We start from the raw sequence: 13,619 nt of genomic DNA on the forward strand, positions 1-13,619 counted from the left end.
CCAAACTACGTTTGATCTGGTTTTAGCCAACCTAAAGTCGTTGCACCCTCGACGGAGACAACATGCCTGGCTGCGCTTGAAACCCAAGCTCCTTCGCAATCGAATAGATGGTAGATCGTGAAACCTGCATTTCTCGTGCAACCTGAGAAACAGGCAACATTAGCTCTAGACGTCTGCGAACGTCTTCTCTGTTAACCGACGGCTTTCTTCCTTTGTATTTACCTGCGGCTTTTGCTTTTGCAATGCCTTCCTTTTGACGCTTTCGAATAATCGACCTCTCAAATTCGGCAAACGCGCCCAGCATGTGCAGTTGCAAAGTTGCCGTGGCATCGTCTACGTCTGGATTCCCAGAGAAATTCAATCTTTCGCTGGTAAAGTGAACGCTTGCCCCGGCCTTTCTGATCGCCTGAACAATATCTAAAAGATCAGACATTGACCTAGCTAACCTATCGATTGACCAAACATGGACTTCGTCGCCCACCCACAGGAAATCCAACATCTTGGCTAGTTCGGTACGTTTCGTGGAACTACCCGACTGCTTCTCCTCGAAAACGCGATCACAGTAGCTCAAGTCTTGACGCGCGAGATTTTGTTCGCTCGAACTGACGCGGCGATAGCCGATCTTTCTGCTCATAATAATTCCTTTGTTCATTTTTCATCTAGAACTTAGCTGGAAATTGTTAAATTGGATTGAATGTAACCCTAGCTGGACACTTTGCTCCGTTTTTTTTGATTGCTCGGCCTGTTGCCTAAGGGTCCACTTAACTTTGACAACCAGGACCATCAGCGGTTGCAGTCAGGCCACATACTAGCCGAGGCTGCTCTCAGGTCTGAGACGACAATCGCACCCTTGAAGTAAATCAGCCTAGGTGGAATTTGAGCTACCGTGCGTGCCCATATACTTTTGGCTCTGCGTCGATTTCCCGTTCGCGGCATCTTTGGCGGAAAAAAACATGAAAAGGGCACTTCTTCGCAATCATCGTGGCGAGGTAGTCATACATACAACCCTGATTGAATCTTTGGAAAAGCAATTGAGGCAGGCTTTTTGTTGAGATCAAAGAGGCTACTAAAACTATTTCTTTCCGCTTTGCTTGTGGGCTCCCTTACTCTTACGGCGCTGAACATTTGGCAAATCGTGAATAATCCAGCGTCTACCCTTTTAGTAGAGCGCGGGTTGGATGAGTTGCGATTAAAATACGAAGAAGCGTTGTCCAAAGCGGCTTCACCGGAACTAATCGAGCAAAGGCTAAGCGCCAGATTGAGCGAAACACCAAGAGACTGGATCGCAATTAAAGCTCTGCAAGGAGTGGCAGAAGAAAAAAACATCGAGCTGAAGGAAGCCACAAAAGAGCAAATCCGAGCAGCGGCATCCGAAGACTCTGGGTTTTTCAAGACATCTGGAAAATGCTTGAAATGCGCTTTGGATTCTGCGCAGTGCGAACTGTCCGCGGTTTTGTTTTGCCAAGTGCCCGTGGCTCTCACACCACTCGGGGATGTCAGCGGTATTGTGAAGGGAGGGTACGCCTACTCCAAGGGCCAAGACGTGGATGAGGTCGACGTCATTCTGTCGGTGGTTGGGCTTACAGCGGTCGCAGCCGCTTACCCTTCCGCGGGCACATCGCTTTCAATCAAGGCAGGCGCTGGGATGGCAAAACTTATGAACTCAGTAGGTGCTTTGCCCACAAGTATCAGAAAGCAGTTCGTCCGCTCCTTTGAAGACGGGGTTGAGTGGAGCCAGGTGACAAGTGTCAGAAGCATTGAAGACCTTCGTGCACTGATAAAACCGGCGGTGTTAAATGAAACGGTCGAGATGGTTTCGTATATCGGCAAGATCAGCGGCAGCATGAGCACCGTCGACGCGATTTACGCAGTTAAACGGGTGGATGGAATAGAAGATCTCGTACCAATATCCCGAGCTTCAGAAGCGTTAAAAGGAAAGACGGTTGGCGCACTGGAAGTATTGGGAAAAAACAAGTTCATTCGCTCTACAATGAAATGGTCCGACGAAGCCATATCGGTGATTTTGGGTCTCGTTGGACTTTTGTCGGCCCTTGTTGGCTTGTTCTGGTCGGTACTAACGTCTGCGATGCTGCGTATAGCTCGCAGGACAGCAAGTAAAAGTTGATCGCTGAATCTGACAGGTTTCCACTCTGATTGAACACTACTCAGAAGCAGCTCATTTCATTATTTGGCTTTTGGATTGGGGTGACTTCCCAAGCTAGCTCTGCCATCAGTGCTCTCACCCACTTCGTAAAACACTGAGCACATAAATGTTTATTCCTGCTCCTGACGCATTTGCAGAAATACTGAAGATGGACACCACTAAGTGGTTTTCACCGGGCAAGCGGATTGAAGGGAAAGGGGGTAACGCGGCCGACAAACGGTACATTTCCCGGACCCAGAAAGTTCTCAGGGACAAGTTTCAGGCAGGCCAACTCACAGCGGCTTTGTCAGAGAAGCACATAGGAAAGTTCGTAAAGAGATTTGGCGATAGATCCGCACCATTGGTAGAATTTCGAGATCGCATTAAGTCATCGTCCGATTGGCGGGATATCGCGATCATTTCAGGACAGCTTGCCGCTGGTGAAATCGCGGGAGGACTCCCAAAGACAAGGTCAAATCTCAAGGCGTTGATTGAATTCAGGAAACTGGAATACATCTCGTGGGTTCTGCGAAAAAAGCTCTACTATGACCAAGAAACTAAATGGGATCTGAAAATTGCGGCACCTTCTAGAATACTGAACTCGCGCACATATCAGGCTTTCAGATCTCCTGCTGCCTTTGAAGTATGGAAATCTATCCCGTTTCCTGTACTTCACCCTTGCGAGTTCCTTACGCTTGGCTACGTCCTGCAAAAGGTAACCCAACAAAGGCGAATGCTCAGTGACGTGTCCATTCAGGAAAATCCGTCACAGGTCAAAACCATATTTGTAGAAAACTATCTCCTCAAAAACAGTCAATGGCCTGACAAGTCGACGATGTGGGAAGCCACCCCCATAGATCGAATAAAAACATTTACTGAAAGGAACGGGAGCCCGTTCATTGATACCTTTGTTCAATACATAGAACTGGTCGATCACAGCGAAAACCCAAAGCTCGCTTCAGTTAGCCCCGAGCATAGGAACGCGACCAACAGTTATATTCGATCATGTTTGTTTTTGATTTCAGCCTTCTGCTGCTTTGCAATCAGAATGAGGCAAGATTGGAAATATTGGGAACAGACTGCTCTCACAGCTGGTTTCGAATACGAAGATTTGATCCACGACTTTCAGGATTTTGAAAGAGGGGTGCAACCCAACAGCTGCACCCCTTCCGAAAAAACTCAACTCGTTATGCTGTAATCACGGTTGGATTACTTACTCTTGCCGCCACCTGGGGGGTTGTTTGAACGTCCTCCGCCAGACGGATTTCCGGTGGTCGCCGGCCAGCCACCTGCGTTACCTTGACCTTTTCCTTTTGCCATTTTGCATTCCTTTGTTGTGTTCAATGAAGAGAAGTCTTCCAGCTCCTCTTAAGAACGTTTTAGCTCTGCCGCTGGTTACTAAGCAAAAGGCACGCGGGGACAAAATCGACAGGTCTTGCGTATCTCTGTGCTGACCAAACGCAAGCGACGCGGTTGACGAACCACCGTCAAGGCGGGCGATAGATAGGTGTGCGTTCGCTCCTCAAGAAATTCCAACCTGTCTTTGCTTCGTTTGCAAAAACCCTACCTGAATTTAAAGGCTACGGGATTCCCGAACCTTCCGAGAGTTAAAGACCCCCTCAAGGCCACGGGTAAAGAAGGTGAATTCAGCGATGGGCAGGGGCACCCGCCTAAAACAGGACCGGAGCTTACGAAGCTAAAAGTTTTGCCAGGAAACGATCCACCAAACGACTGCGTACGGCCCGTGCCTGCTGCTCCAATCAGGTGAGACATTGGAGAGGCCCAGATTGCCTCCGGCGGGTCGGCTGGGTTTCTCTTGCCCGATGGGAATATTAATGCACCCAGCGTGTTCCCTAAGCTGGAAATCGCTTTCCATGCACCTCGAAGAGCATGATCTCGAAACGAAAGAGGTTTATAATCTGAAGAAATAGCATTGAGCACTTCGCAAGGTAAGCGGCATAGCCCAACTCCTGCTCCGGGCCTGTGCCACCTTTTCCTGACCGATAGGCTATTCTATTGTTTGGGGTGACGAGCCTGATCGATGCATGATGCGAAGCATTTCTCAATTGATTGTCTCGCTCCAGGCAGACGTTAGCAAGAGCTGGATTGTCAGCAAACGGGTTAAACCTGCTGGATTTGTCTAGTTCGAGGTATTTTTTCCTGGTCAAAGTTTGAAACTGGTCGAAGGGTCGTCCAGAAGCAACGTTGTTCAAGTATGCCAGAATATCTACAAGAGACGAGAAAGTCTCAAACGCATTGCCGTAAAACATTTTCGTCTTATCAAACTGCGCGGAGGTTACGCCAGCGCCCACATCAATTTCTATACCTTTCTTTACGCGAAAAATCACTTGGGAGAAGTCGTCGTAGGCCAGAAAAAACTCTCGGATTATCGCAAGATACAAATCCACACGGTTGGAGGCCAAATTTTCCTCGTAGTCCTTGAAGAACGCTTCAAACTCGGGTTTTTCGCGATTGTCCTGCACGACATTGAACGCATCACGAAATGGCTCCTCGAATGCTGGTTGGCTAAAAAACAAACAAAAACGCCAAAGCCAGTCCTGAATACTTTTAAGCGGATCGTTCGCATAGAACTCCGCCGACCCCTCTTCGATCTTTCTGTTACTGAGCTTTGCGTGCCCGTTTCGGTGGAGGTTCCAAGCTTTCTTCAGAAGCTTCCACTCCTCGGCGTAGTCATGTGGTCGGTAAGGTCTAGAGTTCTGCCAGTTTTTGGGGAAATCCTTGAAGGATACGAGCGAGTCGTTTTCCTTAGCAACCTTCATCATTTCCTGCATTTGCCAAAGCCTCGGAAAAGACATGTCTTTATGCCTTTCTTCCAAGGGGATTAGAAAATTCGCATCGACATTCACAATCGGCGAGTCTGCATCCTCTTCTGACAGTTCTACATTTTCTATTGGCTCACCAACAAACTGAGGAATCGGGCTTCCTTCAGGCTTGACCACGCGCAATCCAACGGTCAGTTCCTCTGAACACCCGCAACAATGAAAAGTGTGTTTTTGGTGCGTCTCATGGCCGACCCCTATCCGAACGGTGTGGTTTTGGCCGCAAGTAGTGCAACGAAATGATGTACGTACAATCATGTTTAACCCTGCTCGAATTTGTCTGCTTACGTTTCACCTATAGCCTTTGCGCATATCAGGCGACGTTATCCAAGTGAACCGCCGTTTAACGGTAGGGTTGAAACCATCCGCGTCATTCTCGCGATGCGGTACTCTATGAATTTGCGAAGGGCGTGGTACGCTAATCCAAACTCATACTATGCACAATAATCGGTAGGCCCCTTGAACGAGCAGTGTCAAAGCATCAGATGCGACGTCTAGAGAACGATGCATTGCTGCCATGACGTAGCGTTGAGTAGCTAATGTTTCAGAGGCAAGGTCACAAACCTTTGAACCTCCTCAAGAAGCTTCACAACGAAACGAACGCTTACAGCTTTGGACCCGACGGGCTTCTGAACAGCACGAAGAATCTGATCTACACAGTCTTCGGGTAGAGACCGCTTGGTGACTTCTTTTTCAATGAATGTCGCCAATTGGGCTTCACTCGGCGGATCGACATAAATTTTTCGTACACGAGATCGAAGCAAACCAGGTAGAACACTGGCATCATTCGCGGTCATCAACCAGTTGACCCGGCTCATATCAACTCCAATCTGGAAATATGGGCAATGCCAGTTTGAAGATGACACAGGTTCCAGCAAACCAAGCAGAGCAGAATGCATTGACGTACTGTGACCGCTAGTACCGAAAGCGGTCCCGGCTTTATCGATTTCATCGATAACGATAATCGGATTAGCTACTTTTGAGGAAAGCATCGTTTTCAGCGGGCGCCCACATTCAGCACCACCCCAGCCACGACTTAAGCCGGCAACGGCAAAACCCTCCGATCCTGCTCCCCCATCAATATGAACCACCGGCAAAGAAGAGAGTTGCGCAATTCGACGAACGAGATGCGTTTTTCCTAATCCTGCGCCACCAATTAGAAGCGTCGGCCTCAACCTTAAACCTGAACCATGCTCAATGACGTTGTGACGCATGTCCAGCCAGATTTCATTGATAACCTGCTGCATCCAAGGCATCTCGTGATACAGCATTGCCGCGATTTCATCGACTTGATGTTCAGTTGACGGACCACCCACAGCAACGCCGTTCATGACAGGCAGCAACATCTTTCTATCAGCTCGGGAGAGATGCTGACCTTGAGAATACATGCCGCGGGCTTCGATAATCTTCTTTGCACGACGGCGGATCTTGTCAGTGTCTTGCCAAGTCACCCGCTTGGGTTCTTCGGTGTTTACATCTTTGCAGCTTGAGTACCGTAGTTCCTCCAAGTGTTTCCTAAAACGTTTTTCGATATCTTCATCTTCAGTTTCGAACAGCTTTAGATCGGCAAGCAACGGAACAATTCTTGGCATATGAACACCTTCGTGCGAGCGTCGCAGGTGAGGAAATCCAAGGAAGTTTGCTTGGAAACTCAGCGCCTGCATTCAATAGATTTCGACCAGCAAAGCTGCTGGTCATATCAGACGAATGCGGATCCGGTTTCTGTTCATTCGCGTAACATATTGTAAGATCGGTGGAAGTACAATGGACAACCTAATTTTGATTGTCAGCAGTACTTGAGGAAGGCCTGATGGTTTTGCCAGAAATTCTGTTCATGAATCCTGTGATCCAATCGAATGCAAGGGCCACGCTTGCGGGCCAACGCCATCGCATTTTCATAATACCTTTCTTACCAGTTGTTCTTTGGCGAACTACCTTTTGCCTCTTGGATCGATGACTTCTTTCATTGTGTATCGCCCGGATCGTTTTCAGTACGTTTGGCGATACGATTACCGTGTAACTCTGAACTTCAGCATCGCGGAGCAATCGCATTACGTCGTCCGCAATTGGAGCAAGGAATTCTTTAATATCGAACGATCTTCCCGTGTTCGTCTCCCAAGCATGTCGAGCAATCCGATTGACTTCAAACAAACTGCCTTGGACACCCCTACCTAAACTTGGCTCGAAAGTCCGTTCACAGAAATTCTGCACGTAACCAAAGGCGACAATGCGACCACCTGGTGTCGCGACAGGCCGACCGCAACCACAGTAAACATTTTTTGCCTTGCTCCCGGTCTTTGACCTCAACGTGTCCTGTTCCATGCCCTCCTTACGGACCGCCCGTGCAGTTGCTTTTGCTTCGTGGGGTCTAATTTTTTTCACTAGGCAGACAGAAAGACGACCTGTATTTTCGCATTGGAAAAACTTCGTGCGTCGCCCTTGCGCCTTTAGTTCCTGCACTGTCGACTTAAGCAAACCCTCCGTCCTGGTAAGACGTTGGCCTTTGGAGATCGCCAGATATTCTTTGAAGACCTTTTTGTTTCTGGACGAGGCAATCTCAAATGCCGTCGTACTCGGCTTTGTTCCGTATCGAATGGAACGGGCGGCATCCTGATGGGCAATGCGCTTTAGATGAATTCCAGCCTTATTTTGCAGCCACGGCGTGTTCTCCTTGATGAATGCCAATGCTCTTTGTCGATGGACATCTCCAAGGCCAAACGTCAAGAAAACATGAAAATGCAGGTAGAAGGAATCCGTTTCAGGCTGGAATGGTGCTTCCAGCTGAACATACACAAAGTCGCCCAGGCTAGATTTTTTGAGTACATTTTTGAGTTTGTTCATGCGCCTGAATGCCAGTTCCACACCGGCTTCATAGTCATGAATTAAAATTCTTTTTTCGAGCGCTGGAAAAGTTAGCGCCGCCAACTGAGCCCGACCTTTCACTTTAGTTTCATAGTGGTACTGAATATTGGCCGCCGTTTGAGTTGTATCCACCAAAGCAACGGACGGCAGACGTTTGTCGTGTTTGAATGCAGGGTAACAGATCCCTAGGTATTCACCGTCGGGCAGCCCTAGCAAGAACTGTGCAGCTTTCCTCTTGCCCGGCCTGTACAAATCCTGGCCAACCTCAGCCGCCATTTCGGCAACTACGGAAGACATTTTTCGGTATCTTTCGGAGCCTGAACCGAGACGGAACCCACCCTGGTAAGCGACTTTCTTTCCTACTTGGCGCAACGTTTTTGGCGGGGGCACCTCATGACAACAAAAAAGCGCTGCCTGCCCGCTATCCAGCTTGGGTTCCTGATAATCACGTCTTCGTGGCGCACATCTTCTCTGGTCGCGGGCTTTACCCGCGTTGTTCTTGTTCACAACCTTTGTCCCTCGGTTCAATTGCCAAAGGACAAGTGTTGCTATGAGCTAAATTGAACCTGTGCCTCTGACCGCAATTTCTCGCGAACGGGGCGGTGTCACTCCAACTTCAGGGATGTGGCCACGACCTCTGATCGCCAGAAAGCAAATGGCACAAATTCGGTTTAAAACTTTTAAAAAGACTGAGCGCTTTTAGAATCCCGAAAGGAACTCATGCTGCTTCCGGGTCTCTGATCGGTCGAATTTGAATGGTTGCCAAAAACAAAAAGTTGGGGGCTGTCTGCATTACTCCATACAAAAGAAAACAATTTCCCTGAGTATGTAAGAAATATCCACAAGGATTGTTGGGTCGGCTTAGCCTTCCTTTTTGAACCTACCGGCAGCCTTCTCCGCTTCTAGTCCGATACGCACAAGTTCACGGATTGCCGCCGAACGTCCGTAGATCTCATTTTGATGGGTGTATGTCTTGATGTCCGAGAGTTCCTCATCAGTCATCAGTATTTGCAGTCTTCGCGGGGGGCTTTCACCGAGTTTTTTCATAGGCCAAGAATAATACTATACACACAGTGCGTCAAATGCTTGACACTTCAATTTTCTTATTATACACATTATACACATAATTAGACACCTTTTCCACCTCGGGGAGATTGGATCATGATCCACTTTTTTCAGCATCAGTTCCATCGCGCACATGAGATCTGCGTCGTTTTTCATGTCTGCTATGTTGTGTACGAGTTTGCGCACAAAGCGCACGTGATCTAGCACAAAAATTGTCAGGGAAACCGCCAAATCCTATGCGAACAATACGAAGGGACCTAAAGAAGTTAGGCGGGCTACCCGCTTTTTGGGAGGAAAAAAACGGCTCCACAAACTGCCTACTTATCGGAGCGCTATGTCTCTAGCGAACTGACACTGAACAACTACCGCAAATGAATGGCTCTCAGCGCTGTTTTAATGCGATCATTTAAGTGAATTAACATATTGTTTTAAATATACTATTTGACAATCAGGGGACACATGGCATCATGTTTTGGCTTTGTCTGGACGAATAGAATTTTCGTGATACTACCGCCTCAAGGTTCGCAACCGACAATGAAGTCCCAAAGCGAACACAAACAATATACCACTGAGGCAGTTCAACATGGCTTATCAAAGCAAATTCGAAGTAGCTCGCGGTGTCGATGAGATCGACATCGCATACATTCGCGAGGCCGCCCAGGCGATGCCTGAATTCGCTCCGCTTTATGTACCGCTGATCGAGGTGCCTAAATGGTTCGGTGTATCGAAAGACACGCTATATAGGGCCAGCAAAAACGGAGACATTAGGATCTACAAAGTAGGTAGCAGATCCGTAGTCAAAGTATCTGAAATCAAGTATTGGATCGAAAGGCCAGAAAACGGGGCTTAACGGATGTGGGGCCAATTGTGGGGCTGAATTCAGGAGCCACACAAAAATATATTTGTTTCTGCCACTTAGGGGTTGAATTTGGTGCGGTCGAGAAGACTCGAACTTCCACGGGTGTTACCCCACAGCGACCTCAACGCTGCGCGTCTACCAATTCCGCCACGACCGCACTGCCAATGACTTGGTAGAGGGGCGTATAGACGCTGAGCCGCGCGATGTGAAGAGGCAAAAACACAGCCGATTGAAATCACGTGCTTTAGCCATATCTAACCGCGATACAATGCAATCTGGAGCAGCCCATGCCCTCGCCCGATCCCCGCCCTACCGTGCAGATTGATGTCGTCTCGGATGTGGTCTGTCCGTGGTGTATTGTCGGCTTTCGTCAACTCGATGCCGCACTGAAGCAAGAGAATGTGCTGGCCCGATTGCGCTGGCATCCGTTCGAACTGAACCCCAACATGGGGCCAGAGGGACAGAATCTGAGGGAGCATATTGCCGAGAAATATGGCTCGACGCCCGAACAAAGCCAGCAGGCGCGCGAGCGGTTGACTGCGTTGGGCACTGAACTTGGGTTCACCTTCAATTTCACTGATGTCAGCAGAATCGTGAACACCTTTGCCGCGCATCAACTGCTTGACTGGGCGGAAACACAGGGGCGTCAGCATCCGCTGAAACTGACCCTGTTCGAAACCTATTTCACCAAGCAACAGGATGTCTCTGACGTCGAAGTGTTGATGGGCGCGGTCGAGACGGCCGGGCTCAACCCGGAGGCGGCGCGAACCGCACTTGAATCAGGTGCGCATGCCCAACCGGTGCGTGAAAAACAAGATTTCTGGACCAGCCGAGGCATCTCGGGCGTGCCTTCGATGGTGTTTGGAGGGAAATATCTGCTGACCGGCGCACAGGGCACGGACACTTATGCGCAGGTCCTGCAACGCTGCCTGGCCGAGGCCGCCTGACCCCTTCCCCCTACCCCGCAGACGGTCTAAGGAACGAGCATGGAATGGAAGACTACCGACGGGCTGATCGACTACGACGAGGCCACTGCCTTCATGGAGGCGCGCGTTGCCGCGATTGCAGCGGGTGAGGCGGACGAATGCATTTGGCTGTTGGAACACCCTCCGCTTTATACCGCTGGGACTTCTGCCAAGCGAGAAGATCTGACCGATCCGGATCGCTTTCCGGTCTATGAAAGCAAGCGCGGTGGACAGTACACCTATCACGGCCCCGGTCAGCGCGTTGTTTACGTCATGCTTGATGTGGGCAAACGCGGTCATGATGTGCGCCGCTTTGTGCAGCAGCTTGAGGCATGGGTGATTGCGGCTCTGGCCGAGTTCAATGTCATCGGTGAGATCCGCGACGGCCGCGTGGGCGTCTGGGTGCAACGGCAAGACAAGCCGCTGACGATCACCGGCCAGCCAGCCGAGGACAAGATCGCGGCCATCGGCATTCGCCTGCGGAAATGGATCAGCTTTCACGGCATCTCAATCAATGTCGAGCCGGACCTGTCACATTTCACCGGAATCGTGCCCTGCGGAATTCAGGAACACGGGGTGACCTCACTGGTCGATCTTGGGTTGCCGGTGACCATGGATGACGTCGATGTTGCGCTAAAAAAGACCTTTGATGAGGTCTTCGCCACCGAGGGCGCCTAGTTTATAGGTGATTCCACGTATTCGGATAGATCTGGCCAGAATACGCAAAAGACAATGCTAGTATTTGGGGCACTCTGTTTCGAAAATCATTCAGAAAATTCCTTTGAATGGCCTCAATTCGCCTCAAATTCAGGGATTCTTCACATCCTCTCCTTACAAACGCCATCTGACCACATAGTATGTAATGACCGTTCATGAGTGAGTGGTGTGTTAACCGGTGATCTCAGGGCTGACCTGCGAAATCCGTGAAAGTGTTTGGTTACGAGTCTGCCGTTCCGACCCCATATCGGAACGGCAATTCTCGTTTTAGGCCCCTAAATCTGTTGATGCCCAAATCGGGTTGATCCGACGCAAGCGTGCCCGCTGGCTTCGATTTCAAGCGTAACATGACCAAGCCCAAACTTGTTCTGCAGAACCTGCTTGACCATCACCCGGATATCCTCGGCACTATCTTGTGCGTCGGGTTTGATGACCAGATGCGCCGACAGCGCGGGCTCACGCTCCTGCATGCTCCACAGATGGATGTGGTGAACTCCTGCCACGCCCGATACGCCTTCAATGGCTGTGGCGACCTCTTCCGGATCCAATTCTGTTGGCGCGCCCAACATCAGAACGCGTATGGTTTCACCGATCTCGGATTTGACGTGCCAAAGGATGTAAAGTGAGATCATGATGGTGACCGCTGGGTCGACCCAAGTCCAGTTGAAGACAATTACAGCGGTACCTGCGACAATCACGGCGACGGACCCCAATGCATCGGCCACATTGTGCAGGAATGCCGCACGAATATTCATGCTGTCCTTGGACATGGAATAGGTCAGCATAGCGGTGACAAGGTCGACGACCAATGCGATCCCAGCGATCCAGACAACGATCCAGCCATTAACCGGCTCGGGCTCGACAAACCGCATTACGCCTTCGTACAGCAGATAGACCGACAGAACGATCAGTGTTGTGTAGTTAACCAGCGCCGCTACAACCTCGGCCCGGCCATACCCGAAACTCATACGCGCGTTTGCGGGTCGACGAGCGATCTTGCGGGCAAAGAATGCGATGACCAGCGCAATCGCATCTGACAGGTTGTGCAAGGCGTCCGCAATCAAGGCGAGCGAACCTGAAATAACCCCGCCCACAACCTGTGCCAGCGTCAAGAACATATTGACCGCGATGGCCCAGGCAACGCGCGCATCTCCGGCCTGCGGATCAACATGCGCGTGGCTGTGCCCTTTGTGGGAATGCTGATGAGCCATTTTAGTGTGTCCTATTTTCTGAATCACCATGCTACATAATTCCTCTAGTGACTAGAGGTTCAAGGGGGTGTTTTCGAAAATGAATGCAATCGGGGCTCCCTCATTTCGCACTGGATTCAAAGCACCTACGATCCGGTTCTGGACTTCTACCGCCGTTCGAACCTACTGCGGGTAATCGGCGCCGCTATGACGATACCGCGCTGCGGCGGTTGCAATGCGTACGCCATGGCCAAGATCTGGCCAGCCGCTGGTCTAATTAGAGGCCTTGCTCACGCTCGAAGCTGCAAATGGAAAAACTTGAACCGGGCTAATGAAATCGCCGGACAGCAGCCTGATGATTTACGAGTCCGGATCGCACGCATGAAATGAATGGAACAAGACTGATCCGTATTCCTCAGGTCTGCGACGGGCAGCGCGATTACGCAAGTGTCGTGCTCCATGCGTTTGGTGATCACGTCGCCTGCGACAGCTCGCTTCGAAGGTGGATCAGGTCAGTGCCGCGCGGATCTTGTCGGCGTGTTGAGCAATCAGGTCAAAATCGCCCATTTTACCGGGCGGGCGTATCGAGACGCCCTCGTGGCGCGGCAATACATGCACATGCAGGTGAAATACCTCTTGCCCGCCTGCGGCCTCATTGAATTGCTGAACGGTGACGCCATCTGCGCCAAACGCTTCTTTCACAGCGTGAGCCATCTTCTGTACCGTCGCCATCACCGCTGCCAGTTGCTCGGGCGTTGCATCCAGCATGTTGCGACAGGGGGTTTTGGGGATCACCAACAAGTGCCCGTCCGCCCGGGGCATGATATCCATCAGCGCGACGGTGTCGTCGTCTTCATACACACGGTTTGACGGGATTTCTCCGCGCAGGATCTTGGCAAAGACATTTTCGGGATCATAAGCGGTCATTACAGGCCTCCGGTGTTGGACTTACCCGTTGTTCTGAGCCGCCGCTTGATG

Annotated in this window: 11 protein-coding genes and 1 tRNA gene; 5 read left to right on the forward strand and 7 right to left on the reverse strand. The window is 50.4% G+C overall.

Features of this window, described 5'->3' with window-relative positions; genetic code table 11:
- Window positions 1-31 precede the first annotated feature (31 nt).
- Window positions 32-634, reverse strand: a complete 603-nt coding sequence (locus ACR0A1_RS06845) for a recombinase family protein (RefSeq protein ID WP_480866755.1) — start codon at window positions 632-634, stop codon at window positions 32-34.
- 411 nt (window positions 635-1,045) lie between these two features.
- Here ACR0A1_RS06845 and ACR0A1_RS06850 point away from each other — a divergent pair, with 411 nt between their 5' ends.
- Window positions 1,046-2,125, forward strand: coding sequence for a hypothetical protein (locus tag ACR0A1_RS06850; RefSeq protein WP_480866757.1), 1,080 nt, complete (start codon window positions 1,046-1,048; stop codon window positions 2,123-2,125).
- Window positions 2,126-2,270: 145 nt separating this feature from the next.
- On the forward strand, window positions 2,271-3,341 hold the full coding sequence (locus ACR0A1_RS06855; protein ID WP_480753635.1) for a hypothetical protein: 1,071 nt from the start codon (window positions 2,271-2,273) through the stop codon (window positions 3,339-3,341).
- Between the two features lie 655 nt (window positions 3,342-3,996).
- On the opposite strand, the gene ACR0A1_RS06860 is transcribed toward ACR0A1_RS06855, so the two are convergent.
- The 3 genes from ACR0A1_RS06860 to ACR0A1_RS06870 all read right to left on the reverse strand — a co-directional run bounded on the left by ACR0A1_RS06860 (window position 3,997) and on the right by ACR0A1_RS06870 (window position 8,352).
- Window positions 3,997-5,103, reverse strand: a complete 1,107-nt coding sequence (locus ACR0A1_RS06860; protein WP_480866759.1) for a hypothetical protein — start codon at window positions 5,101-5,103, stop codon at window positions 3,997-3,999.
- Between the two features lie 416 nt (window positions 5,104-5,519).
- Window positions 5,520-6,647: an AAA family ATPase gene (locus ACR0A1_RS06865; protein WP_480866761.1), complete on the reverse strand. Its 1,128-nt coding sequence runs from the start codon at window positions 6,645-6,647 to the stop codon at window positions 5,520-5,522.
- A 109-nt stretch (window positions 6,648-6,756) separates the two neighbouring features.
- A complete protein-coding gene (locus tag ACR0A1_RS06870; RefSeq protein WP_480866763.1) occupies window positions 6,757-8,352 on the reverse strand; it encodes a hypothetical protein in 1,596 nt (531 codons plus the stop codon).
- 1,141 nt (window positions 8,353-9,493) lie between these two features.
- Here ACR0A1_RS06870 and ACR0A1_RS06875 point away from each other — a divergent pair.
- Complete coding sequence (locus tag ACR0A1_RS06875) at window positions 9,494-9,760, forward strand: helix-turn-helix transcriptional regulator (RefSeq protein WP_480866765.1); 267 nt, start codon at window positions 9,494-9,496, stop codon at window positions 9,758-9,760.
- A gap of 79 nt (window positions 9,761-9,839) precedes the next feature.
- Here ACR0A1_RS06875 and ACR0A1_RS06880 read toward each other — a convergent pair.
- Window positions 9,840-9,926: transfer RNA gene (locus ACR0A1_RS06880), tRNA-Leu, on the reverse strand.
- A 130-nt stretch (window positions 9,927-10,056) separates the two neighbouring features.
- Here ACR0A1_RS06880 and ACR0A1_RS06885 point away from each other — a divergent pair.
- Window positions 10,057-10,716 carry a DsbA family oxidoreductase gene (locus tag ACR0A1_RS06885; RefSeq protein ID WP_480866767.1) on the forward strand — a complete coding sequence of 220 codons (660 nt, stop codon included), beginning with the start codon at window positions 10,057-10,059 and terminating at the stop codon, window positions 10,714-10,716.
- Between the two features lie 39 nt (window positions 10,717-10,755).
- On the forward strand, window positions 10,756-11,412 hold the full coding sequence (lipB, locus tag ACR0A1_RS06890; RefSeq protein ID WP_480704525.1) for a lipoyl(octanoyl) transferase LipB: 657 nt from the start codon (window positions 10,756-10,758) through the stop codon (window positions 11,410-11,412).
- A 314-nt stretch (window positions 11,413-11,726) separates the two neighbouring features.
- Here lipB and ACR0A1_RS06895 read toward each other — a convergent pair whose 3' ends face one another.
- Both ACR0A1_RS06895 and ACR0A1_RS06900 read right to left on the reverse strand, forming a co-directional pair.
- Window positions 11,727-12,662, reverse strand: a complete 936-nt coding sequence (locus tag ACR0A1_RS06895) for a cation diffusion facilitator family transporter (RefSeq protein WP_170405039.1) — start codon at window positions 12,660-12,662, stop codon at window positions 11,727-11,729.
- Between the two features lie 486 nt (window positions 12,663-13,148).
- Window positions 13,149-13,568 carry an HIT family protein gene (locus tag ACR0A1_RS06900; RefSeq protein ID WP_170510549.1) on the reverse strand — a complete coding sequence of 140 codons (420 nt, stop codon included), beginning with the start codon at window positions 13,566-13,568 and terminating at the stop codon, window positions 13,149-13,151.
- Window positions 13,569-13,619: the final 51 nt, after the last annotated feature.

This window comes from Ruegeria sp. D6, from assembly GCF_056534365.1.

Coding starts and splice junctions, on each gene's coding strand:
- ACR0A1_RS06855 (WP_480753635.1), top strand. CDS start 2,271: ATGTTTATTCCTGCTCCTGACGCATTTGCAGAAATACTGAAGATGGAC.
- ACR0A1_RS06895 (WP_170405039.1), bottom strand. CDS start 12,662: ATGGCTCATCAGCATTCCCACAAAGGGCACAGCCACGCGCATGTTGAT.
- lipB (WP_480704525.1), top strand. CDS start 10,756: ATGGAATGGAAGACTACCGACGGGCTGATCGACTACGACGAGGCCACT.
- ACR0A1_RS06900 (WP_170510549.1), bottom strand. CDS start 13,568: ATGACCGCTTATGATCCCGAAAATGTCTTTGCCAAGATCCTGCGCGGA.
- ACR0A1_RS06885 (WP_480866767.1), top strand. CDS start 10,057: ATGCCCTCGCCCGATCCCCGCCCTACCGTGCAGATTGATGTCGTCTCG.
- ACR0A1_RS06865 (WP_480866761.1), bottom strand. CDS start 6,647: ATGCAGGCGCTGAGTTTCCAAGCAAACTTCCTTGGATTTCCTCACCTG.
- ACR0A1_RS06845 (WP_480866755.1), bottom strand. CDS start 634: ATGAGCAGAAAGATCGGCTATCGCCGCGTCAGTTCGAGCGAACAAAAT.
- ACR0A1_RS06875 (WP_480866765.1), top strand. CDS start 9,494: ATGGCTTATCAAAGCAAATTCGAAGTAGCTCGCGGTGTCGATGAGATC.